General features: G+C 66.2%; 22 protein-coding genes. 21 read left to right on the forward strand and 1 reads right to left on the reverse strand.

What is annotated here, in order from left to right:
* Positions 1-16: 16 nt before the first annotated feature.
* Genes nuoG through ACSQ89_RS10080 form a run of 11 tightly spaced genes read left to right on the forward strand, consistent with a single transcriptional unit; the run spans position 17 to position 11,187 of the window.
* A complete protein-coding gene (gene nuoG, locus ACSQ89_RS10030) occupies positions 17-2,170 on the forward strand; it encodes an NADH-quinone oxidoreductase subunit NuoG (RefSeq protein ID WP_436296178.1) in 2,154 nt (717 codons plus the stop codon).
* The gene (gene nuoH, locus ACSQ89_RS10035; RefSeq protein ID WP_436290625.1) at positions 2,167-3,243 is read left to right on the forward strand and encodes an NADH-quinone oxidoreductase subunit NuoH; all 1,077 of its coding nucleotides are present in this window, start codon (positions 2,167-2,169) and stop codon (positions 3,241-3,243) included. The genes nuoG and nuoH overlap by 4 nt, the downstream gene beginning before the upstream one ends.
* Before the next feature lie 11 nt (positions 3,244-3,254).
* Positions 3,255-3,773: an NADH-quinone oxidoreductase subunit NuoI gene (nuoI, locus tag ACSQ89_RS10040; protein ID WP_093102433.1), complete on the forward strand. Its 519-nt coding sequence runs from the start codon at positions 3,255-3,257 to the stop codon at positions 3,771-3,773.
* 39 nt (positions 3,774-3,812) lie between these two features.
* Complete coding sequence (locus tag ACSQ89_RS10045) at positions 3,813-4,460, forward strand: NADH-quinone oxidoreductase subunit J (RefSeq protein ID WP_093102435.1); 648 nt, start codon at positions 3,813-3,815, stop codon at positions 4,458-4,460.
* A complete protein-coding gene (gene nuoK / locus ACSQ89_RS10050; RefSeq protein ID WP_086922746.1) occupies positions 4,457-4,765 on the forward strand; it encodes an NADH-quinone oxidoreductase subunit NuoK in 309 nt (102 codons plus the stop codon). The genes ACSQ89_RS10045 and nuoK overlap by 4 nt, the downstream gene beginning before the upstream one ends.
* 9 nt (positions 4,766-4,774) lie before the next feature.
* The gene (nuoL, locus tag ACSQ89_RS10055; protein WP_436290624.1) at positions 4,775-6,811 is read left to right on the forward strand and encodes an NADH-quinone oxidoreductase subunit L; all 2,037 of its coding nucleotides are present in this window, start codon (positions 4,775-4,777) and stop codon (positions 6,809-6,811) included.
* A 27-nt stretch (positions 6,812-6,838) separates the two neighbouring features.
* On the forward strand, positions 6,839-8,314 hold the full coding sequence (locus ACSQ89_RS10060; protein ID WP_436290623.1) for an NADH-quinone oxidoreductase subunit M: 1,476 nt from the start codon (positions 6,839-6,841) through the stop codon (positions 8,312-8,314).
* A 24-nt stretch (positions 8,315-8,338) separates the two neighbouring features.
* Positions 8,339-9,826 carry an NADH-quinone oxidoreductase subunit NuoN gene (nuoN, locus tag ACSQ89_RS10065; protein ID WP_093102440.1) on the forward strand — a complete coding sequence of 496 codons (1,488 nt, stop codon included), beginning with the start codon at positions 8,339-8,341 and terminating at the stop codon, positions 9,824-9,826.
* 15 nt (positions 9,827-9,841) lie between these two features.
* A complete protein-coding gene (locus tag ACSQ89_RS10070) occupies positions 9,842-10,147 on the forward strand; it encodes a DUF2818 family protein (protein WP_093102441.1) in 306 nt (101 codons plus the stop codon).
* Position 10,148: 1 nt separating this feature from the next.
* Entirely contained in the window at positions 10,149-10,739 is a 591-nt protein-coding gene (locus tag ACSQ89_RS10075; protein ID WP_093102443.1) for an NUDIX domain-containing protein, read from the forward strand.
* A 10-nt stretch (positions 10,740-10,749) separates the two neighbouring features.
* Positions 10,750-11,187: a DUF1178 family protein gene (locus ACSQ89_RS10080; protein WP_093102444.1), complete on the forward strand. Its 438-nt coding sequence runs from the start codon at positions 10,750-10,752 to the stop codon at positions 11,185-11,187.
* A 132-nt stretch (positions 11,188-11,319) separates the two neighbouring features.
* Here the strand turns inward: ACSQ89_RS10080 and ACSQ89_RS10085 are convergent, their stop codons facing one another.
* A complete protein-coding gene (locus ACSQ89_RS10085) occupies positions 11,320-13,104 on the reverse strand; it encodes an ABC transporter transmembrane domain-containing protein (protein ID WP_093102446.1) in 1,785 nt (594 codons plus the stop codon).
* Positions 13,105-13,180: 76 nt separating this feature from the next.
* On the opposite strand from ACSQ89_RS10085, the gene ACSQ89_RS10090 reads away from it, so the two are divergent.
* From ACSQ89_RS10090 to ACSQ89_RS10135, 10 genes are all read left to right on the forward strand, one after another.
* Positions 13,181-13,708 (forward strand): MarR family winged helix-turn-helix transcriptional regulator, encoded by a 528-nt coding sequence (locus ACSQ89_RS10090; protein WP_093102447.1) that lies wholly within the window; start codon positions 13,181-13,183, stop codon positions 13,706-13,708.
* Positions 13,689-15,161 carry an efflux transporter outer membrane subunit gene (locus ACSQ89_RS10095; RefSeq protein ID WP_436290622.1) on the forward strand — a complete coding sequence of 491 codons (1,473 nt, stop codon included), beginning with the start codon at positions 13,689-13,691 and terminating at the stop codon, positions 15,159-15,161. Before ACSQ89_RS10090 ends, ACSQ89_RS10095 begins: the two co-directional genes overlap by 20 nt.
* 28 nt (positions 15,162-15,189) lie before the next feature.
* Entirely contained in the window at positions 15,190-16,509 is a 1,320-nt protein-coding gene (locus tag ACSQ89_RS10100) for an HlyD family secretion protein (protein WP_436290621.1), read from the forward strand.
* A gap of 18 nt (positions 16,510-16,527) precedes the next feature.
* On the forward strand, positions 16,528-18,090 hold the full coding sequence (locus ACSQ89_RS10105; protein ID WP_093102453.1) for a DHA2 family efflux MFS transporter permease subunit: 1,563 nt from the start codon (positions 16,528-16,530) through the stop codon (positions 18,088-18,090).
* A gap of 167 nt (positions 18,091-18,257) precedes the next feature.
* Positions 18,258-19,028 carry an ABC transporter ATP-binding protein gene (locus ACSQ89_RS10110; RefSeq protein ID WP_436290620.1) on the forward strand — a complete coding sequence of 257 codons (771 nt, stop codon included), beginning with the start codon at positions 18,258-18,260 and terminating at the stop codon, positions 19,026-19,028.
* Positions 19,029-19,739, forward strand: coding sequence for an ABC transporter ATP-binding protein (locus ACSQ89_RS10115; RefSeq protein ID WP_093102456.1), 711 nt, complete (start codon positions 19,029-19,031; stop codon positions 19,737-19,739). It begins immediately after the preceding gene.
* Positions 19,740-19,761: 22 nt separating this feature from the next.
* Positions 19,762-20,955 (forward strand): ABC transporter substrate-binding protein, encoded by a 1,194-nt coding sequence (locus tag ACSQ89_RS10120; RefSeq protein WP_093102457.1) that lies wholly within the window; start codon positions 19,762-19,764, stop codon positions 20,953-20,955.
* A gap of 34 nt (positions 20,956-20,989) precedes the next feature.
* A complete protein-coding gene (locus tag ACSQ89_RS10125) occupies positions 20,990-21,865 on the forward strand; it encodes a branched-chain amino acid ABC transporter permease (RefSeq protein ID WP_093102459.1) in 876 nt (291 codons plus the stop codon).
* Positions 21,866-21,877: 12 nt separating this feature from the next.
* Positions 21,878-22,864 carry a branched-chain amino acid ABC transporter permease gene (locus ACSQ89_RS10130; RefSeq protein WP_093102461.1) on the forward strand — a complete coding sequence of 329 codons (987 nt, stop codon included), beginning with the start codon at positions 21,878-21,880 and terminating at the stop codon, positions 22,862-22,864.
* A 2-nt stretch (positions 22,865-22,866) separates the two neighbouring features.
* Positions 22,867-23,805 (forward strand): SMP-30/gluconolactonase/LRE family protein, encoded by a 939-nt coding sequence (locus tag ACSQ89_RS10135; RefSeq protein ID WP_436290619.1) that lies wholly within the window; start codon positions 22,867-22,869, stop codon positions 23,803-23,805.
* Positions 23,806-23,822: the final 17 nt, after the last annotated feature.

Consider the following 23,822-nt stretch of genomic DNA (forward strand, 5'->3'; position numbering starts at 1 on the left):
GAAAACACATACATATATGGTTGAAATCGAACTCGACGGCAAGAAGGTCGAAATCGTCGAAGGCAGCATGATCATGCATGCGGCCGACAAGGCGGGTACCTACATCCCGCACTTCTGCTATCACAAGAAGCTCAGCATCGCGGCCAACTGCCGCATGTGCCTGGTCGACGTCGAAAAGGCGCCCAAGCCGATGCCGGCCTGCGCCACACCGGTGACGCAGGGCATGATCGTGCGCACGAAGAGCGACAAGGCGATCAAGGCCCAGCAGTCGGTGATGGAGTTCCTGCTGATCAACCATCCGCTCGACTGCCCGATCTGCGACCAGGGCGGCGAATGCCAGCTGCAGGACCTGGCCGTCGGCTACGGCGCTTCGTCCTCGCGCTACGAAGAAGAAAAGCGCGTGGTCTTCCACAAGGACGTGGGCCCGCTCATCAGCATGGAAGAGATGAGCCGCTGCATCCACTGCACGCGCTGCGTGCGCTTCGGCCAGGAAGTGGCCGGCGTGATGGAGCTCGGCATGTCGCATCGCGGCGAGCATGCCGAAATCGAAACCTTCCTCGGCGATTCGGTCGACTCCGAGCTCTCGGGCAACATGATCGACCTCTGCCCCGTGGGCGCGCTCACCAGCAAGCCCTTCCGCTACAGCGCCCGCACCTGGGAACTCTCGCGCCGCAAGTCGGTGAGCCCGCACGATTCGACCGGCGCCAACCTGATCGTCCAGGTCAAGAACAACCGCGTGATGCGCGTGGTGCCGCTCGAGAACGAAGAAGTCAACGAATGCTGGATCGCCGACCGCGATCGCTTTTCGTACGAAGCATTGAACGGCCCCGAGCGCCTCACGCAGCCGATGCTCAAGCAGGGCGGCCAGTGGCAGCAGGTCGACTGGCAGACCGCGCTCGAGTACGTGGCCAATGGCCTGAAGCAGATCAAGACCGACCATGGCGCGCAGAGCATCGGCACACTCGCCAGCCCGCACAGCACGCTCGAAGAGCTGCACCTGGCCAAGCTGCTGACGCACGGTCTCGGCAGCGGCAACATCGACTACCGGCTGCGCAACGCCGAGTTCAACGCCTTCGAAGGCGTGCGCTGGCTCGGCACCTCGATTGCATCGCTGTCGCAACTGCAGCGCGTGCTCGTGATCGGTAGCAACCTGCGCAAGGACCATCCGCTGTTCGCGCAGCGCATTCGCCAGTCGGTGCGCAAGGGTGGCGTGCTGAGCGCGCTGACCTCGCCCGAACTGCTGGCCGACGACGAAGCCTGGGCCATGCCCGTGGCGAACGCCGTGCGCGTGGCGGCGCAGGACTGGGTGGATGCGCTGGCCGAGATTGCCGGCGCGGTTGCCGCCAGCACCGGCGTCGCGGCGCCCGTGGCCAGCAGCGATGCGCCCGGCGATGCAGCCAAGGCCATCGCAGCGTCGCTGCTCGGCGGCGAGCGCAAGGCCATCCTGCTCGGCAATGCGGCCGCTCACCATGCCGACGCCGGCGCGCTGCTGGCGCTGGCGAACTGGATCGGCGCCCAGACCGGCGCAACCGTCGGCTATCTCACCGAGGCCGCCAATACAGTCGGCGCGCAGCTGGTCGGTGCCCTGCCCAGGGACGGCGGCCTGCACGCGGGCGACATGCTCGCAGGTGGACTCAAGGCGGTGCTGCTGCTCAACACCGAGCCGGTGTTCGATTCGGCGGCCGCCGCATCCGTGATCGAGGCACTCACGCACGCCCAGATGGTCGTGACGCTGAGCCCCTTTAAGGCCAATCTCGAATTCAGCGACGTGCTGCTGCCGATCGCACCCTTCACCGAAACGCCGGGCACCTTCGTCAACGCCGAAGGCCGCGTGCAGAGTTTCCATGCGGTCGTAAAGCCGCTCGGCGAAGCGCGTCCGGCCTGGAAGGTGCTGCGCGTGCTGGCCAACCTGCTGGGCCTTTCGGGCTTCTCCTTCGAATCGACGGCCGATGTGCTGGCCGACATCGGCGCAGGCGCCAGCGTGCCAGCCGACAAGCTGAGCAATGCCACCGCAGCCCGTCTCGACGGTGAACGCGCCGCCCATGCCGCGCCGCCGGTGGCGGCAAGCATCTACCAGCTCGACTCGATCGTCCGCCGCGCGCCGTCGCTGCAACTGACGGCCGACGCGCGCGCGACGCACATCGTGGCCGCGCAGGAGGTGTTCGCATGATCGACACCCTGCACGGCTTCGGCCAGGGCCTGGTCGCGGCCCACTGGTGGACCGGCGTCGCCTGGCCGGTGATCTGGACCTTGATCAAGATCGTCGTCGTGGTGCTGCCGCTGATGGGCGCGGTCGCCTACCTCACGCTGTGGGAACGCAAGGCCATCGGCTTCACGCAAATTCGCCTGGGCCCCAACCGCATCGGTCCGCTGGGCCTGCTGCAGCCCATTGCCGACGCGCTCAAGCTCCTGACCAAGGAAATCATCCTTCCCACGGTCGCGAACAAGGGCCTGTTCCTGCTCGGCCCGATCATGACCATCATGCCGGCGCTGGCCGCCTGGGTCGTGATTCCGTTCGGTCCCGACGTCGCGCTGGCCAACATCAATGCCGGCCTGCTGTTCGTCATGGCCATCACCTCGCTCGAGGTCTATGGCGTGATCATCGCGGGCTGGGCCTCGAACTCGAAGTACGCGTTTCTCGGTGCGCTGCGCGCCTCAGCGCAGATGGTCAGCTACGAAATCGCGATGGGCTTCTGCTTCGTCGTCGTGCTCATGGTCTCGGCCAGCCTCAACATGACCGACATCGTGATGGGGCAGGGCAAGGGGCATTTCGCCTCGATGGGCATCGGCTTCCTGTCGTGGAACTGGCTGTCGCTGCTGCCGATCTTCCTCGTCTACTTCATCTCGGGCCTGGCCGAAACCAACCGCCATCCCTTCGACGTGGTGGAAGGCGAATCGGAAATCGTCGCCGGCCACATGATCGAGTACTCGGGCATGAGCTTCGCGATGTTCTTCCTGGCCGAGTACGCCAACATGTGGCTGGTCTCGATCCTGTGCGCGGTCCTGTTCCTCGGCGGCTGGCTGCCTCCCTTCGACTTCCTCGGCTTCATCCCGGGCTGGATCTGGCTGGGCATCAAGACCTTCGTCGTGGTCACCATGTTCCTGTGGGTCCGCTCGACCTTCCCGCGCTTCCGCTACGACCAGATCATGCGGCTCGGCTGGAAGATCTTCATTCCGGTCACGCTGGTGTGGCTGGTGGTGGTCGGCGCCTGGATGCAGACCCCGTACAACATCTGGAAATAACTGGAATCGCCATGTCTGCGCACACCGCAACCTCGCCGGCGCCGTTTTCGCTCAAGGACTTCCTGTCCAGCTTCATGCTGGTCGAGCTGTTCAAGGGGCTCGCTCTGACCGGCAAGTACGCCTTCAGCCGCAAGATCACAGTGCAGTTTCCCGAAGAGAAGACGCCGCTGTCGCCGCGCTTCCGCGGCCTGCATGCACTGCGCCGCTACGAGAACGGCGAAGAGCGCTGCATCGCCTGCAAGCTCTGCGAGGCCGTCTGCCCGGCGCTCGCGATCACCATCGAATCGGATGTGCGCGACGACGGCTCGCGCCGCACCACGCGCTACGACATCGACCTGACCAAGTGCATCTTCTGCGGCTTCTGCGAAGAGAGCTGCCCGGTCGACTCCATCGTCGAAACCCACATCTTCGAATACCACGGCGAAAAGCGCGGCGACCTGTACTTCACCAAGGACATGCTGCTGGCCGTGGGCGACCGCTACGAAAAAGAAATCGCCGCCAACAAGGCGGCGGACGCCAAGTACCGCTGAAGCGGGACTGGCCCGAACTTCAAAAAACCAACCCGATCCATGGACGTCAAGACCGGCCTGTTCTACCTGTTTGCCGCGGTGCTGCTTTTCGCGGCCTTCCGCGTCATCACCGCGCGCAACCCCGTGTATGCCGCGCTCTATCTGGTGCTTGCGTTCTTCCAGGCATCGGCCATCTGGCTGCTGCTGCGCGCCGAGTTCCTGGCCATCTCGCTGGTGCTCGTCTACGTCGGCGCGGTGATGGTGCTGTTCCTGTTCGTCGTGATGATGCTCGACATCAACGTCGACGCGCTGCGCGAGGGCTTCTGGAAGCACTTCCCGCTCGCGGCCGGCGTCGGCGCGCTGATCGCGCTCGAAATGGCCGCGGTGCTGATGGGCGGCTTCCGCCTCGCCGAGCCGAAGACCGCCATGGCCTCCGGGCCGGGCACTTCCAACACGCTCGAACTCGGCAAGCTGCTCTACACGGAGTACCTCTACCCGCTGGAGATCGCTGCCGTCATCCTGCTGGTCGCCATCGTCGCGGCCATCGCGCTCACGCTGCGCACCCGCAAGGACAGCAAGTACGTGAATCCGTCCGACCAGGTGCGCGTGAAGGCGCGCGACCGCGTGCGCATCGTGCAGATGCCCGTCACGCGCGCGGCGCAGCCTGCCGCCGCAGAAACACCGGCAGCCGGGGAGACCAAGGCATGACGCTCACGCTCGGACACTTTCTCTCGCTGGGTGCGATGCTTTTCGCGCTGTCGGTGATCGGCATCTTCCTGAACCGCAAGAACCTGATCGTGCTCTTGATGTGCATCGAGCTGATGCTTCTTGCAGTCAACGTGAACTTCGTCGCCTTCTCGTACTTCCTCGGCGATATGCACGGCCAGATCTTCGTGTTCTTCATCCTGACCGTGGCCGCGGCCGAGTCGGCCATCGGGCTGGCGCTGCTGGTCCTCTTGTTCCGCAACAAGTCGAACATCAACGTCGACGAACTCAACGCGCTCAAGGGCTAGGACTGACATATGAGCGCAACTCTCTCCGCATCCGCACTGCTGGCCGTGCCGCTGGCGCCCCTGGTCGGCTCCGTGCTGGCCGGCCTGTTCGGCACCAAGTTCGGCGGCAACCACATCGGCCGCCGCATCACGCATTCGCTGACCATCCTCGGCGTCTTCATCGCTTTCGTGATCTCGGCCATGACGCTCAAGAGCGTGGTCGCCGACGGCGCCCGCTTCAACGCCACCATCTACGAATGGATGGTGGTCGGCGGCCTCAAGATGGAAGTCGGCTTCCTGGTCGACGGCCTCACCGCGATGATGATGTGCGTCGTGACCTTCGTGTCGCTGATGGTGCACATCTACACCATCGGCTACATGGAAGAAGACGAGGGCTACAACCGCTTCTTCGCCTACATCTCGCTCTTCACCTTCTCGATGCTGATGCTCGTGATGAGCAACAACATGCTGCAGCTGTTCTTCGGCTGGGAGGCGGTGGGCCTGGTGTCCTATCTGCTGATCGGCTTCTGGTACAACAGGCCGAGCGCGATCTTCGCCAACCTCAAGGCCTTCCTGGTCAACCGCGTGGGCGACTTCGGCTTCATCCTCGGCATCGGGCTGATCGCCGCCTACGCCGGCACGCTGAACTACGCCGAGGCCTTCGCCAAGGCCGACGCGCTTGCCAAGCTGAGCTTCCCCGGCACCGAGTGGATGCTGATCACCGTGATCTGCATCTGCCTGTTCATCGGCGCGATGGGCAAGAGCGCGCAGTTCCCGCTGCACGTGTGGCTGCCCGACTCGATGGAAGGCCCGACCCCGATCTCGGCGCTGATCCACGCCGCGACCATGGTGACGGCCGGCATCTTCATGGTGGCGCGCATGTCGCCGCTGTTCGAGCTCAGCGACGCGGCGCTTTCCTTCGTGCTCGTGATCGGCGCCATCACCGCGCTCTTCATGGGCTTCCTGGGCATCATCCAGAACGACATCAAGCGCGTGGTCGCCTACTCGACGCTCTCGCAGCTCGGCTACATGACGGTGGCGCTCGGCGCTTCGGCGTATTCCGTCGCCGTGTTCCACCTGATGACGCACGCCTTCTTCAAGGCGCTGCTGTTCCTCGGCGCCGGCTCGGTGATCATCGGCATGCACCACAACCAGGACATCCGCTGGATGGGCGGCGTGCGCAAATACATGCCGATCACCTGGATCACCTCGCTCGTGGGTTCGCTGGCGCTGATCGGCACGCCTTTGTTCGCGGGCTTCTACTCGAAGGACAGCATCATCGAAGCCGTGCACGAAAGCCATCTCTGGGGCGCGGGCTTCGCGTACTGGGCGGTGCTGGCTGGCGTGTTCGTCACGGCCTTCTATTCGTTCCGCATGTACTTCCTGGTGTTCCATGGCAAGGAGCGCTACAACCAGAATCCCGAGAACAATCACCACGGCGACGATGCGGAACCGGATCCGCACGGTCATCACCACGATCACAGCGTGCCGCACGAGTCGCCCTGGGTGGTCTGGCTGCCGCTGGTGCTGCTGGCCATTCCCTCGGTCGTGATCGGCTACATGACCATCGATCCGATGCTCTTCGGCGGCTTCTTCAAGGACGCGATCATCATCGACGAGAGCAAGCACCACGCGATGAAGGAACTGGCCGAGGCCTTCCACGGCCCGATGGCGATGGCCCTGCACGGCCTCACTGCCGCGCCGTTCTGGCTCGCGCTGGCCGGCGTGGTGATGGCCTGGTACATGTACCTCGTCAATCCGGCGCTGCCGGCGGCGATCAAGCGCGCCTTCGGTCCCGTCCATCGGCTGCTCGAGAACAAGTACTACATGGACTGGATCAACGAGAACCTCATCGCGCGCGGAACGCGCGCGGTGGGCACCGGTCTCTGGAAAGGCGGGGACCAGGGGGTCATCGACGGCGCCATCGTCGACGGCTCGTGGCGGGCGATCGGCCGCGTCGCCGGCGTCGTGCGCTGGATGCAGTCCGGCTACATCTACCACTACGCGTTCGCGATGCTGATGGGCATCTTCCTCCTCATGACGTACTTCGTCTGGTTCAACAGGTAAGCGCAAAGCGCCGGAGATAAAACAAAAATGGGTTTGTTGAGCCTTGCCATCTGGGTGCCGATCGCGTTCGGCGCCGCGCTGCTGGCCTTCGGTAAAGACGAGCATGCGAACGGCGTGCGCTGGATGGCGCTGGTCGGTTCGATCGCGAGCTTCCTGGTCACCATTCCGCTGTACACGCGCTTCCAGACCGGAACCGCCGCAATGCAGTTCGTCGAGAAGGGAAGCTGGATCGAGCGCTTCAGCATCCACTACCACGTCGGCCTCGACGGCCTGTCGCTGTGGCTGGTGCTCTTGACCGCGTTCATCACGGTGATCGTGGTGATCTCCGCGTGGGAGGTGATCACCGAGCGCGTCAACCAGTACATGGGCGCCTTCCTGATCCTTTCGGGCCTCATGATCGGCTCCTTCTCGGCGCTCGACGGCATCCTGTTCTACGTGTTCTTCGAAGCCACGCTGATCCCGATGTACCTGATCATCGGCATCTGGGGCGGCCCAAACAAGATCTACGCGGCCTTCAAGTTCTTCATCTACACGCTGCTCGGCTCGCTCCTGATGCTGGTCGCGCTGATCTACATGTACAACAAGTCGGGCGGCAGCTTCGACATCCTGAGCTGGCACAAGCTGCCGCTCAGCGCGAGCGCGCAGACCTTCCTGTTCTTCGCCTTCTTCGCGGCCTTCGCGGTCAAGGTGCCGATGTGGCCGGTCCATACCTGGCTGCCCGACGTGCACGTCGAGGCGCCCACGGGCGGCTCGGCCGTGCTGGCCGCGATCATGCTGAAGCTCGGCGCCTACGGCTTCCTGCGTTTCTCGATGCCGATCGCGCCCGATGCTGCGCACGAATGGGCCTGGCTCATGATCGGGCTGTCGCTGATCGCGGTGATCTACGTCGGCCTGGTGGCGCTGGTGCAGCAGGACATGAAGAAGCTGGTGGCCTATTCGTCCGTGGCGCACATGGGCTTCGTGACGCTTGGTTTCTTCATCTTCAACGAGCTCGGCGTGTCGGGCGGCATCGTGCAGATGATCGCGCACGGCTTCGTCTCTGGCGCGATGTTCCTCTGCATCGGCGTGCTCTACGACCGCGTGCACTCGCGCCAGATCGCCGACTACGGCGGCGTGGTCAACACCATGCCCAAGTTCGCGGCCTTCGCGCTGCTGTTCGCCATGGCCAACTGCGGCCTGCCCGCCACCGCCGGCTTCGTCGGCGAATGGATGGTGATCCTCGGCGCGGTCAAGGCCAACTTCTGGCTCGGCCTGGGCGCCTCCACGGCGCTGATCTTCGGCGCCGCCTACACGCTGTGGATGTACAAGCGCGTCTACCTCGGGCCGGTGGGCAACGACCATGTGAAGGAACTGAGCGACATCAATGCGCGCGAGTTCCTCATGCTGGGCTTGCTCGCGGCCGCGGTGCTGTGGATGGGCATCTATCCCAAGCCCTTCACCGATGTGACGAATGCCTCGGTGGCCGAGCTGCTGCGCCACGTGGCGACCTCGAAGATTCCATAAGTCCAGGCTGAACAAGAGAACGAGATGATTGACAAACTCAGCTGGATGACGATCTACCCCGAGGCGGTGCTGCTGGTCATGGCCTGCATCATCGCGCTGGTCGATCTGTCCACGACCAGCACGCACCGCACGCGCACCTACGTGCTGACGCTGCTCACGCTTGCCGTGGTGGCCTTTCTCACTGCGCTCCAGGCCACCGAGGGCAAGACCCACTACGGCTTCGCCGGCATGGTCGTGAGCGACCCGATGGGCAACTGGCTCAAGTGCTTCGCGACGCTGGCGCTGATGGTCACGCTGGTCTACGGCCGGCCCTATGCGGCCGACCGCGGCATGCTGAAGGGCGGCGAGATGTTCACGCTGAGCATGTTCGCCTTGCTCGGCATCTTCGTGATGATCTCGGGCAGCAACTTCCTTCTGATCTACCTCGGGCTCGAACTGCTCACGCTGTCGAGCTACGCGCTGGTCGCGCTGCGTCGCGACAACGCGGTGGCCAGCGAAGCCGCGATGAAGTACTTCGTGCTCGGCGCCATGGCCAGCGGCTTCCTGCTCTACGGCATGTCGATGATGTATGGCGCGACCGGTTCGCTCGACACCAACGAGGTGTTCAAGGCCATCGCGAGCCGCAAGGTCAACCACCAGGTGCTGGTTTTCGGGCTGGTGTTCATCGTCGCCGGCCTGGCCTTCAAGGTCGGCGCAGCGCCTTTCCACATGTGGGTGCCCGACGTCTACCAGGGCGCGCCGACCGCGGTCACGCTGATGATCGGCTCGGCGCCCGAGCTGGCGGCCTTCGCGATCATCATCCGCCTGCTGGTGGAAGGCCTGCTGCCGCTTGCGATCGACTGGCAGCAGATGCTCGCCTTGCTCGCCATCGCATCGCTTCTGGTCGGCAACCTGGCGGCCATCGCGCAGACCAACCTCAAGCGCATGCTGGCCTATTCGACCATCGCGCAGATGGGCTTCATGCTGCTGGGCCTGGTGGCGGGCGTGGTCAACAACAACACCTACAACGCGCAGTTCGCCTACAGCGCCTCGATGTTCTACATCGTGACCTACGTGCTGACCACGCTGGCGAGCTTCGGCATCATCCTGCTCTTGGCGCGCGAAGGCTTCGAGAGCGAGGAGATCACCGATCTCGCCGGCCTCAACCAGCGCAGCCCGCTCTATGCCGGCGTGATGGCGCTGGCCATGTTCTCGCTGGCCGGCATTCCGCCGCTGGTCGGCTTCTACGCCAAGCTGGCCGTGCTGCAGGCGCTGATCGCGTCGGGACAGGGCCTGTACATCGCGCTGGCGGTGTTCGCCGTCGTGATGTCGCTGATCGGCGCCTTCTATTACATCCGCGTGGTCAAGGTCATGTACTTCGATGCGCCGGTCACCGCGAGCACGGTGTCAGCGCCGCGCGACGTGCGCACGGTGCTGGCGATCAACGGCGCGCTGATCCTGATCCTCGGCATCGTGCCGGGGGGGCTCATGACGCTCTGCGCGCAGGCGATCGTGGCCACGCTGGCCAACTAGCAGGGCCTGCCCTAGGTGTCGCAGGGCGCATCGGTCTGGGTCGTGCTGCTGGTGGCGCTGGCGGCGGCCAATCTGCCCTTCGTCAACGAGCGGTTGTTCGGGCTGGTGCCGCTGTCGGCGCGCACCAAGTCGCTGGGCCTGCGACTGGCCGAACTCTTGCTTCTCTACTTCGTGGCCGGCGGCGTCGGCCTCCTGTTCGAACGCCGCGCGGGCCAGATCGCGCCGCAGGGTTGGGAGTTCTACGCCGTCACCGGCGCGCTTTTCGTCGTGCTGGCCTTTCCCGGCTTCACCTGGCGCTACCTGCTCAAGCATCGGAAATGATATGGACGACGCACATCTGAGGGAAGAGGGCACGAACAGCGAGCTGCTGTTCAAGGGCAATTTCCTGCACGCCAAGCGCGACACCGTGCGCCTGCCCGACGGCAAGAGCGCGACGCGCGAATACGTGATCCACCCGGGCGCGGTGGTGGTGGTGCCGCTGCTCGACGACGGCCGCGTCGTGCTCGAGCGGCAATACCGCTACCCGATCGGCCGCGTGATGACCGAATTCCCGGCCGGCAAGCTCGATGCCGGCGAAGACCCGCTTTTCTGCGGCCAGCGCGAGCTGATCGAGGAAACCGGCTACAGCGCGCGCGAATGGGCCCACGCCGGCGCCATGCACCTGGCGGTGGCGTACTCGACCGAGATCATCCACATCTACTTCGCGCGCGGCCTGTCGCTGGGCGACCGGCAGCTCGACCACGGCGAGTTCCTCGACGTCATCACCGCCACGCCGGACGAGCTGTTCGGCTGGTGCCGCGACGGCACCGTGTCCGACGCCAAGACGCTGACCTGCACGCTCTGGCTGCAAAACGTCCTGTCGGGCGCATGGGCGCTCGACTGGCAAACGCCCGCCGCACCCGCCGGCGCCTGATAATCCGCGCATGAAGGTCCTCAACCTCCAATGCGCCCACGGCCACGGCTTCGAGGGCTGGTTCGCGTCCAACGAGGCGTTCGAGACGCAGCTCGCCGGCGGCCTCGTGTCCTGCCCGATCTGTGCCGACACCGCCATCACCAAGCTGCTGGCCGCGCCGCGCCTGAACCTCGGCAGCCCCAAGCCGCCTGCCGAAGCGCCGAGCGCCCCTGCCGCCGAGAGCTCGCCTGAAGCACGCTGGATGCGTGCGGTGCGCGAGGTGATGGCCAAGACCGAAGACGTCGGCGAACGCTTCGCCGACGAGGCCCGCAAGATGCACTACGGCGAAGCCGAGGAGCGCGGCATCCGCGGTCAGGCCACGCGCGAGGAAGCGCAGACCCTGCTCGACGAAGGGATCGCGGTGTTTTCGCTGCCCATCCCGCCCGCCCTCAAAGAAACTCTGCAGTAAAGCTCTCCCCCAGGCTTGCCCACTTCGTGTGGCCGCCAACCCCCTCACCGGGGGCAACACCAGCGGCCCGGCAAAGCCGGTTCCGCGGTGTTCCTGGTATAGCGGATACGAGTTGGCTGCCTGCCGGTGTGCCTACGAGGTGAACTGCAGCGCCGCGAGGCGCGCGTAGACGCCGTTCTGCGCGACCAGCGTCGCATGCGTTCCCTGTTCCACGATGCCGCCGTGGTCGAGCACCACGATGCGGTCGGCCTTCTGCACCGTCGCGAGCCGGTGGGCGATGACCAGCGTGGTGCGGCCCACCATCGCGGATTCGAGCGCGGCCTGCACCATGCGCTCGCTCTCGGCATCGAGCGCGCTGGTGGCTTCGTCGAGCAGGAGCAGCGGTGGGTTCTTGAGCATCGCGCGCGCGATCGCAATGCGCTGGCGCTGCCCGCCCGACAGGCGCACGCCGCGCTCGCCGAGGAAGGTGTCGTAGCCCTCGGGCAGCGCCTTCAGAAAACCGTCGGCAAAGGCGGCGCGCGCGGCGGCGTGGACTTCTTCGACGCTCGCATCGGGCCGGCCGTAGCGAATGTTTTCCAGCGCGCTGGCCGAGAAGATCACTGCGTCCTGCGGCACCAGCCCGATGCGCGTGCGCAGTTCGTCGAGTGACAGCTCTGCGAGCGAAGTGCCGTCGAGCGCGATGCGGCCCGATTGCGGGTCGTAGTAGCGCAAGAGCAGCTGGAACACCGTGCTCTTGCCCGCGCCGCTCGAGCCCACCAGCGCCACGGTTTCGCCCGGCGCCACCGCGAGGCTGAAGTCGCGCAGCGCCGGGGTGCCGGGCCGCGAGGGGTAGTGGAAGGTGACGCCCTCGAAGCTGACGGCGCTGCCGGCGGCGGGAACCACCGCCTTGGCCGGCTGGGCCGGCGAGACGATGACCGGCCTGGCGTGCAGCAGCTCCATCAGGCGCTCGGTGGCGCCGGCCGCGCGCAGCAGGTCGCCGTAGACCTCGCCCAGCACCGCGGCGGCACTGGCCAGGATGATCACGTAGACCACCGTCTGTCCGAGGTGGCCGGCCGTGATGTCGCCGCGCAGCACCGCCTGCGTGCCCTGGTACAAGCCCCACAGCAGCGCCGCCGAGGTCGCGATGATGATGAAGGCCACCAGCACCGAGCGCGCCTTCGTGCGGCGCACCGCGGTGCGGAAGGCGTTGTCGGTGGAGGCGTCGAAGCGGGCCGCTTCGCGCGCTTCGGCCGTGTAGCTCTGCACCACGGGAATCGCATTCAGCACCTCGGCCGCGATGGCGCTCGAATCGGCGACGCGGTCCTGGCTGGCCCGCGAAAGCCGGCGCACGCGGCGGCCGAACCACATGCTCGGCAGCACCACCAGCACCAGGATGCCGAGCACCTGCACCATCACATAGGGGTTGGTCCAGATCAGCATGGCCAGCGCGCCGCTGCCCATCACCGCGTTGCGCAATCCCATGCTGAGCGAGGAGCCGACGACGGTCTGCACCAGCGTCGTGTCGGCCGTCAGGCGCGACAGCACTTCGCCGGTCTGCGTGGTCTCGAAAAAGGCCGGGCTCTGGCGCAGCACATGGGCGTAGACCGCGTTGCGCAGGTCCGCCGTGACCCGCTCGCCGAGCCAGCTCACGGTGTAGAAGCGCGCCGCCGAGAAGATGCCGAGCGCCACGGCCACGGCGAACAGGGCCAGGAAATGCTCGCGCAGCGCCATGGCCTGGGCACCGCGGTCGGCGGCGATCAGGCCGCCATCGATCAGGCCGCGCAGGGCCAGCGGGAACACCAGCGTGGTCGCCGCCGCCAGGACCAGAAACACGGCAGCCAGCAGGATCTGGGTGCGGTAGGGGCGCAGAAAAGGGGTCAGCCCGGTCAGTGATTTGGGAGAGCCCTTGGCGAGCGAGGGCGAAGCGGGGGAAACCATGACTTCGATTCTAGCCAACGCTTGCCGCCTCAAAGGTAGCCTTGACAATAGTTGTCGCGACAACTAATATCGCGCCATGTCCGATTCCCCAAGCCCAGGAGCCGTACCGCCGGCCGCCGACTTCTACGAGCCGGAGAATTACCAAGCCGAGGAAAGCGTCGGCCACATGATGCGCCGCATCACGACCCTCGTGAGCCAGGCGGTCGCCAGCGACATGTGGGAACCGGGCGCGCCCACCTTTCCGCAATGGGCGCCGCTCTACAAGCTCCACCTGGGCCACGCCACCACCGTCGCGGAACTCGCGCGCGAGTGCCAGCTCGACACCGGTGCCATGACGCGACTGCTCGACCGTCTCGAAGCCAAGGGCCTGTGCCGGCGCGTGCGCTCCGTTTCCGACCGGCGCGTGGTCAACATCGAACTGACCGACGAGGGCCGCGCCGCCGCCCGACAGGTACCCCATGTCCTATGCCGCGTGCAGAACGAGGCGCTTGCCGGCTTCACCCGTGAGGAGTGGGTGCAGCTCAAGGGCTATCTGCGCCGCATCCTCGACAACGCACAGGCCGTCGCGGCCCGTGGAGAAAAAGATGAATCCGCTTCTTCCTGAGTTCGCGCGCCGCCGCGCGATCGCCATGGCCGCTGCCTTGGCGGTCCTTGTTCTGGCCGGTTGCGCCGACATGGCGCACATCGATTCGCACGCGAAGCTGCGCGATGCCGATTCACTGGGGCTGGGGAGCGCGCAGGCCGCACCTGCCGTCGACAGCCAATGGTGGCTCGGCTTCGGCGATGCCCAGCTCAACGCCCTGGTCGGCCAGGCGCTGGAAGGCAATCCCAATCTGCAGGTCGCGCGTGCGCGCCTTGCCCGCGCACAGGCCTCGACCGCCATCGCCGAGGCGGCCGGCAAACCGCAGATCGACGGCGAGCTCGATCTCACGCGGCAGAAGTTCAGCGGCAATTACATCTACCCGTCGCCGCTCGGCGGCTCGATCCAGGAGACCGGCACGCTGCAGCTCAATGCCAGCTGGGAGCTCGACTTCTTCGGCAAGAACCGCACCGCGATCGAGGCGGCCATCGGCAGCGCGAATGCCGCGGCCGCCGATGCCGACGCCGCCCGCGTCCTTTTGGCCAGCAACATCGCACGCGGCTATTTCCAGTGGGCCCGGCTGAACGACCAGCTGGCCGTAGCCAGGCGCACGCTGGCGCAGCGCGAAGAAACGCTGAAGCTGGTGCGTGACCGCGTCTCCGCCGGGCTCGACACGCGCCTCGAACTGCGCCAGAGCGAAGGCGGCCTGCCGCAGGCGCGCCAGCAGATCGAGTCCTTCCGCGAACAGATCGCGCTTGCGCAGCACGCGCTCGACGCGCTCGTCGCCAAGCCGAATGCGACGCAGGGCTTGGCCCCGCCAGCGCTCGGCGGCATCCGGCCGATCGCGCTGCAGCCCACGATCCCGGCCGACCTGCTGGGACGGCGCGCCGACATCGCGGCCGCGCGCTGGCGCGTCGAAGCCGCCACCAGCGATGTCGCGAACGCGAAGACGCAGTTCTATCCGAACATCAACCTCGTGGCCTTCGCCGGCTTCTCGAGCATCGGCTTCGACAACCTGGTCAAGTCCGGCAGCCAGCAGTGGGGCGTGGGCCCGGCCATCCGGCTGCCGATCTTCGAAGGCGGCCGGCTGCGCGCCAACCTGCGCGGCAAGGCCGCCGATCTCGACGCCGCGATCGAGAGCTACAACGCCTCCGTGCTCGATGCGGTGCGCGACGTCGCCGACCAGGTCGCCAGCGCGCAATCGGTGACGCGCCAGCAGGCCGAGCAACGCGACGCGCAGAGCGCGGCCGAAGCCGCCTACGACATCGCCGTGCAGCGCTACGGCGCCGGCCTCGGCAACTACCTCAACGTGCTGACGGCAGAGACCTCCGTGCTCGCGCAGCGCCGCGAAGCGGTCGACCTCGCCGCGCGCGCCCTCGACACGCAGGTCGGCCTGGCCCGCGCGCTGGGCGGCGGCTGGCAGCCCGCCACTTCGACCACCGCTGCGGCCCGCACGACACCGACCCCGCATCCCTGAACACCGCGCGAAACCGAAAGACATTTCCATGGACAGCAAGGACAACACCGACACGACCGTCCCGGCCCAACCCGTCGCCGAGGCCGCGCCTTCCAGCAACAAGCGCCGCCGCGCGCTGACCGCACTCGCCTCGGTGGTGGTGCTGGCCGGCGCCGGCTGGGGCCTCTACGAATGGCTGGTCGCGAGCCACTATGAATCGACCGACAACGCCTACGTGCAGGGCAACGTGATCCAGATCACGCCGCAGATCGGCGGCACCGTGATGGCCATCATGGCCGACGACACCGACCTCGTGAAGGCCGGCCAGCCGCTGGTGCAGCTCGATCCGGCCGATGCGAAGGTCGCGCTCGACCAGGCCGAGGCCGCGCTCGCGCAGACGGTGCGCCAGGTGCGCACGCTGTACGCCAACAACGGCTCGCTGGCCGCGCAGGTCACGCTGCGCCAGTCCGACATCGTCAAGGCGCAGAGCGACATCGCGCGCGCCCAGGACGACCTGAAGCGCCGTCAGGCGCTCACGGGCAACGGCGCGGTGTCGAAGGAAGAACTCAACCACGCCGAGACGACGCTCGCCAACGCGAAGAGCGCGCTCGCGGCGGCGCAGGCCGGCGTGGTCTCGGCGCGCGAACAGCTCGCGAGCAACCAGTCGCTGACCGAAGGCACCAGCGTCGAGCAGCACCCGAGCGTGCTGGCCGCCGCCGCCAAGGTGCGCGAGGCCTATCTCGCGACACAGCGCGTCGCGATGCCGGCACCGGTCGAAGGCTACGTGGCCAAGCGCACCGTGCAGCTCGGCCAGCGCGTCGCGGCCGGCACGCCGATGATGTCGATCGTGCCGCTGAACCAGGTGTGGGTCGACGCCAATTTCAAGGAAGTGCAGCTGCGCAGCATCCGCCTCGACCAGCCGGTGAAGCTCACGGCCGACGTGTACGGCAAGAAGGTCGAATACACCGGCCGCGTCGCCGGCCTCGGCGTCGGCACCGGTGCCGCCTTCGCGCTGCTGCCGGCGCAGAACGCCACCGGCAACTGGATCAAGGTGGTGCAGCGGGTGCCGGTGCGCATCGCGCTCGACCCCGAGCAGCTCAAGGCCAATCCGCTGCGCGTGGGCCTCTCGATGGATGCCGAGATCGACGTCACGCAGAAGGGCGGCAAGATGCTCGCAGACGCGCCGCGCGCCAGCGCGCTGAGCCAGACACAGGTCTACAGCCGGCTCGACCAGGGCGCCGACGCCGAAGTGCAGCGCATCATCGCGGCCAACATGGGCCGCGGCGCAGCGCTCGCGAGCACGGCGCGGCCCGCGGGCAGTGCCGCCTCTGCGGCGGGTGCATCGCCCTCGCACGTCAACCCGATCTGATTCGACGGCTTGCCCACGATGGCGACCGCTTCGGCTCTTCCCGCACCCCTGCCGCCGCTCGAGGGCTCCGCCCGGCTGTGGGGCACGATCGCGCTCTCGGCCGCGACCTTCATGAACGTGCTCGACACCTCGATCGCCAACGTCTCGCTGCCGGCCATCTCCGGCGACCTCGGCGTCAGTTCGACGCAGGGCACCTGGGTCATCACCAGCTTCGCGGTGGCCAACGCCATCGCGGTGCCGCTCACCGGCTGGCTCACGCAGCGCTTCGGCCAGGTGCGCCTGTTCATGGCCAGCGTGCTGCTGTTCATCATCAGCTCCTGGCTCTGCGGGTTGGCGCCCAACATGACGACGCTGATCGCGTTCCGCGCGCTGCAGGGCTTCGTCGCCGGGCCGATGATCCCGCTGTCGCAGACGCTGCTGCTGTCGAGCTACCCGAAGGCCAAGGCCGGCCTCGCGATGGCGATGTGGTCGATGACCACGCTGGTCGCGCCCGTGATGGGGCCGCTGCTCGGCGGCTGGATCACCGACAACATCTCCTGGCCCTGGATCTTCTACATCAACATCCCGGTGGGCCTGCTTGCCGCCGGCATCACCTGGGGCATCTACCGCAAGCGCGAGAGCACTACGCGCAAGGTGCCGATCGACGCCATCGGCCTGGCGCTCCTCGTGCTGTGGGTGGGTTCGCTGCAGCTGATGCTCGACAAGGGCAAGGAACTGGACTGGTTCCATTCGGCCGAGATCGTGACGATGGCGGTGGTGGCGGTGGTCGGCTTCGCCTTCTTCCTGGTCTGGGAGCTGACCGACAAGCACCCGGTGGTCGACCTCTCGCTCTTCAAGCGCCGCAACTTCTGGTCGGGCGCGCTGGCGACGGCGGTGGCCTACGGCCTGTTCTTCGGCAACGTCGTGATCCTGCCGTTGTGGCTGCAGCAGTACATGGGCTACACGGCGACGCAGGCCGGCATGATCATGGCGCCGGTGGGCCTGCTCGCGATCGTGTTCTCGCCGATCGTCGGCCTCACGGTCAGCAAGATCGATCCGCGCCGCTACGCCACCTTCTCCTTCCTGGTGTTCGCGCTGGTGCTGTGGATGCGCTCCAACTTCAACACCCAGGCCGACTTCTGGACCATCATGATCCCGACCGTGATCCAGGGCGTGGCGATGGCCTTCTTCTTCATTCCGCTGGTGACGATCACGCTGTCGGGCCTCGCGCCCGATCGCATCGCGGCGGCTTCGGGGCTGTCGAACTTCGCGCGCATCACCGCGGGCGCCATGGGAACCTCCATCGCCACCACGGTGTGGGAGAACCGCGCCGCGCTGCATCACGCGCAGCTGGTCGAGTCGGTCAACCAGGGCAATGCGGCCGCGAGCAGCGCGATGGCCGGGCTCGGCAGCAGCGGCTTCAGCGCCGACCAGGTGCTGGCGCAGCTCAACCGCATCGTGGACCAGCAGTCCTTCATGCTGGCCGCGAATGATGTGTTCTATGCATCGGCCGTGCTGTTCCTGCTGCTGATTCCCTTCGTCTGGCTGGCGAAGCCGACGCGCGCTGCGGGTGCCTCCGATGCAGCCGCCGGCGCCCACTGACGCTCTCTTCCAACCAGCTGACGCTGGTTGCAGTGCAGCATAGGCATTTGCCCCAGTAGGCAAGTTTGGTTACCGCTGCAAACAATGCGGTCCGCGCAACCATGGTGGTGCGCTCAGATGGACCGCATGACTGATCTTTCCTGCCAGCACACGGGCGACCGCGCGAGATGAGCGACATCATTCTCGAAACACGCCAGCTCACCAAGGAATTCAAGGGCTTCACCGCGGTCAGCAAGGTCGATCTCTCGGTCGTACGCGGATCGATCCATGCCTTGATCGGCCCCAACGGCGCCGGCAAGACGACCTGCTTCAACCTGCTGACCAAGTTCCTCGAGCCCACTTCGGGAACCATCCTGTTCAACGGGATGGACATCACGAACGAGCGCCCGGCGCAGATTGCGCGGCGCGGCATCATCCGCTCGTTCCAGATCTCGGCGGTGTTCCCGCACCTGACCCTGCTCGAGAACGTGCGCCTGGGCCTGCAGCGCGCGCTCGGCACTTCCTACCACTTCTGGAAGAGCGAGAAATCGCTGAAGCCCCTCGATGAGCGCGCCCGCACGCTCTTGGCCGAGGTGGGGCTGGAAGAACTCGCCGACGAGCAGACCGTGAACCTGCCCTACGGCCGCAAGCGCGCGCTCGAGATCGCGACCACGCTTGCGATGGAGCCCGAGCTGATGCTGCTCGACGAGCCCACGCAGGGCATGGGCCACGAAGATGTGCACCGCGTGGCCGAACTCATCAAGCGCGTGTCGGCCGGCCGCACCATCCTGATGGTGGAGCACAACATGAGCGTGGTCTCGACCATCGCCGACACCATCACGGTGCTGCAGCGCGGCGCCGTGCTGGCCGAGGGGCCGTATGCCGAAGTCTCGAAGAATCCGCAGGTGATGGAAGCCTATATGGGCACCACCGACGGCCAATTGCAAGGAGCGCATTGAATGGCCGTTCCTGCACTCGAAATCAAGGACCTCCACGCCTGGTACGGCGAGTCGCATGTGCTGCATGGCGTCGACATGGTGGTGCAGCCCGGCGAGGTGGTCACGCTCCTGGGCCGCAACGGTGCGGGGCGCACCACCACGATGCGGGCCGTTCTGGGCCTCACCGGCGCGCGCAAGGGCAGCATCAAGGTCGACGGCGTTGAAACCATCGGCATGCCCACGCACCGCATCGCGCACCACGGCATCGGCTACTGCCCGGAAGAGCGCGGCATCTTCGCAAGCCTGTCGGCCGAGGAAAACCTGCTGCTGCCGCCCGTGCTGAAGGGCGCAGGACAGGGCATGTCGGTGGACGAGATCTACGCGATGTTCCCCAACCTGGCCGAGCGCCGCAACAGCCAGGGCACGCGCCTGTCGGGCGGCGAGCAGCAGATGCTGGCGGTCGCGCGTATCCTGCGTACCGGCGCCAAGCTGCTTCTGCTCGACGAGATATCCGAAGGCCTGGCGCCCGTGATCGTGCAGGCGCTGGCCCGCATGATCCATATGCTGCGCGGCAAGGGCTACACCGTGGTCATGGTGGAGCAGAACTTCCGCTTCGCGGCGCCGCTGGCCGACCGTTTCTACGTGATGGAGCACGGTCGCATCGTCGAGAAGTTCGGCGCAGCCGAACTCGAAGCCAAGATGCCGGTGCTCCATGAACTGCTCGGCGTCTGATCATTTTTCTGAAGGAGTCAACATGAAAACGCAACTCACCGCACTCGCGCTGGCCATCGGCGCACTGGCCCTTGCTTCCGGCGCACAGGCGCAGGACAAGGTCACGATCGGGTTCGTGACCGACATGTCGAGCCTGTACGCCGATCTGGAAGGCAAGGGGGGCGCCACGGCGATCCAGATGGCAATCGACGACTTCGGCGGCAAGGCGCTCGGGAAGCCGATCGAACTGCTCTCGGCCGACCATCAGAACAAGGCTGACATCGCCGCCTCCAAGGCGCGCGAGTGGATCGACACGGCCGGCGCCAGCATGATCTTCGGCGGCACCAATTCCGGCGCGATGCTTGCGATAGCCAAGGTGGCGCAGGAGAAGAAGCGCGTGTTCTTCACCAATGGCGCGGCCAGCTCGGCGCTCACCAACGAGCAGTGCACCCCGTACACCGTGCACTACGCCTACGACACCGTGGCGCTGGCCAGGGGCACTGGCGGCGCGGTGGTCGATACCGGCGGCAAGACTTGGTTCTTCCTGACCGCCGACTACGCCTTCGGCCATGCGCTCGAAGCCGACACCGCCAAGGTGGTGAAGGAAAAGGGCGGCACGGTGGTCGGCGCGGTGCGCCATCCAACCAACGCCTCGGACTTCTCGTCCTTCCTGCTGCAGGCGCAAAACTCCAAGGCGCAGATCCTGGGTCTGGCCAACGCCGGCGGCGACACCATCAACTCGATCAAGGCCGCCAAGGAATTCGGCATCGGCAAGACCATGAAGACGGCGGGCCTGCTGGTGTTCCTGACTGACATACACAGCCTTGGCGTGAAGAACACGGAAGGCCTGCTCCACACGACCAGCTGGTATTGGGACCTGAACGACGACACGCGCAAGTTCGCGGCCCGCTACTTCGAAAAGACCAAGCGCATGCCCACCGACATCCAGGCGGCCGACTACTCGGCTACCACGACCTACCTCAAGGCGGTCGAGGCAGCCAAGTCGACGGATGCCGACAAGGTGATGGAACAGCTCAAGAAGCTGCCCATCAACGACTTCTATGCCAAGGGCACCATCCGCGCCGATGGCCGCATGGTGCACGACATGTACCTGGTGGCGGTCAAGTCGCCGGCCGAGTCGAAGAAGCCCTGGGACTACTTGAAGGTGGTCAAGACGATGCCGGGCGACCAGGTCTTCACGACAAAAGCCGAGAGCAAGTGCTCCCTCTGGAAATAAGCTGACTCACTGATCTCGTTCATCGCCTTCCCGTATGCAAATTTCACTGCCTGCCCTGCTGAGCCAGCTCCTTCTCGGGTTGGTCAACGGATCGTTCTACGCGATCCTGAGCCTTGGGCTCGCAGTGATCTTCGGCCTGCTCAATGTGATCAACTTCGCGCACGGCGCGCTGTTCATGCTGGGCGCCGTGCTGACCTGGATGGCGATGAACTACTTCAACGTCAACTACTGGGTGATGCTAGTCGCGGCGCCGATCATCGTCGGCCTGTTCGGCGTGCTGATCGAGCGGCTGCTGCTGCGCTGGATCTACAAGCTCGATCATCTCTACGGTCTCCTGCTCACGCTCGGCCTCACGCTGCTGATCGAAGGCGTGTTCCGCTCGGTCTACGGCGTCTCGGGCCTGGGCTACGACGCGCCCGATGCGCTGTCGAGCGCCACCGATCTCGGCTTCATGGTGCTGCCCAACTACCGTGCCTGGGTGGTGGCGGCCTCGCTCGTGGTCTGCTTCGCGACCTGGTTCGTGATCGAGAAGACGCGGCTGGGCGCCTACCTGCGCGCAGGCACCGAGAACCCGCGCCTGGTCGAGGCCTTCGGCGTCAACGTGCCGCTGATGATCACGCTGACCTATGGCTTTGGCGTCGCGCTCGCGGCCTTCGCGGGCGTGCTGGCGGCGCCGGTGATCCAGGTCTCGCCGCTGATGGGGCAGAACCTCATCATCGTGGTGTTCGCGGTGGTCGTGATCGGCGGCATGGGCTCGATCATGGGAGCCATCTTGACCGGGCTCGGCCTCGGCGTGATCGAGGGCCTGACCAAGGTCTTCTATCCCGAGGCATCCTCCACCGTCGTGTTCGTGATCATGGTCATCGTGCTGCTCATCCGGCCGGCCGGCCTGTTCGGAAAAGAAAAATAAGACGCGAGCCGCATGAAAAAGCTATCCCTCGTCATCTACCTGCTGCTGCTCGTCGCGCTGATCGTGGCGCCCTTCGCCGGCGCCTACCCGGTGTTCGTGATGAAGCTCATGTGCTTCGCACTGTTCGCCTCGGCTTTCAATCTGCTGCTCGGCTACACCGGGCTCCTGTCTTTCGGCCACGCGGCCTTCCTCGGCGGCTCGGCCTACGTGGCGGGGCAGGTGATGAAGGTCTGGGGCCTGACGCCCGAACTGGGCCTCATCGCCGGCACGCTCACTGGCGCCTTGCTGGGCTGGCTGTTCGGCGTGCTGGCGATCCGCCGTCAAGGAATCTACTTCGCGATGATCACGCTGGCGCTGGCGCAGATGATGTTCTTCGTCGCGCTGCAGGCCAAGTTCACCGGCGGCGAGGACGGCCTGCAGGGCGTGCCGCGCGGCCGGCTCTTCGGCCTGCTCGATCTGCAGAACGACCTCACCATGTACTACGTGGCCCTGGCGATCGTGGTCGCCGCCTTCCTGCTGATCGTGCGCACCATCCATTCGCCCTTCGGTCAGGTGCTGAAGGGCATCAAGGAAAACGAGGCACGCGCGCTCTCACTGGGCTACGACGTAAGCCGCTTCAAGCTGCTGGCCTTCGTGATCTCGGCGGCGCTCTCGGGCCTGGCCGGTTCGCTCAAGACCCTGGTGCTGGGCTTCGCCACCTTGTCCGACGTGCACTGGACCGCGTCGGGTCAAGTCATCCTGATGACGCTGGTGGGCGGCCTGGGCACGCTCTCCGGCCCGCTGGTCGGCTCGGCCGTGGTGGTGCTGCTCGAGAACAAGATCGGCGAGTTCGGCAACCTGCTCGCGCGCATCACCACCATCGACTGGTTCAACACCCTCGGCGAGTCGGTCACCATGGTCACCGGCCTGATCTTCGTGATCTGCGTGCTGGCCTTCCGGCGCGGCATCATGGGCGAGATCATCGCCTTCGTCGAGCGGCAGCGCGGGCCGCGCGCCTAGCCATGTGGCAGCCCGCTGAACGTTACCCCGACCCCGCCATCGAAATCCTCGACCCGCGCTTCGCGAAGTACCGCATCACCAGCGCCGCCGTCGAGCGGCTGGCGACCGGCTTCCGCTGGGCCGAAGGACCGGTGTGGTTCGGCGACGGCCGCTACCTGCTGTGGAGCGACATTCCCAACAACCACGTGATGCGCTGGGACGAGGAGACCGGTGCGGTCAGCGCGTTCCGCAAGCCCTCGAACTTCGCCAACGGCCACACGCGCGATCGCCAGGGGCGACTCGTCAGCTGCGAGCACGGCACGCGGCGCGTGACGCGCACCGAGTACGACGGCAGCATCACCGTGATCGTCGACCGCTTCGAGGGCAAGCGGCTCAATTCGCCCAACGACATCGTCGTCAAGTCGGACGATTCGATCTGGTTCACCGATCCGCCCTTCGGCATCCTCGGCCACTACGAAGGCCATGCGGCCGAGGCCGAGCTGCCCACCAACGTCTACCGCGTCGACGGCCGCACCGGCGAGGCCACGGTAGTTTGCGGCGACGTCAACCGGCCCAACGGCCTGTGCTTCTCGCCCGACGAGCGCCGGCTCTATGTGGTGGAGTCGGGCACCTTGCCGCGCCGCATCCGCGTGTTCGACTTGAGCGATGACGGCCGCCGGCTCCAGAACGACCGCGTGTTCCTGCAGACCGAGATGGAGGGCTCGCCCGATGGCTTCCGCTGCGACGTCGACGGCAACCTGTGGGCCGGCTGGGGCACCGGCGAGGGCCGCGACGGCGTGATGGTGTTCGCGCCCGACGCCACGCCGATCGGCCGCATCGCATTGCCCGAGCGCTGCGCCAACCTGTGCTTCGGCGGCATCGCGCGCAACCGGCTCTTCATGGCGGCGAGCCAGTCGCTCTATGCGCTCTACGTCAACACGCAGGGTGCGCGCGGCGGTTGAGGCGCCTCACATGCCTC

It is taken from the genome of Variovorax sp. LjRoot175 (assembly GCF_964253805.1).
Taxonomy (GTDB): Bacteria; Pseudomonadota; Gammaproteobacteria; order Burkholderiales; family Burkholderiaceae_C; genus Variovorax.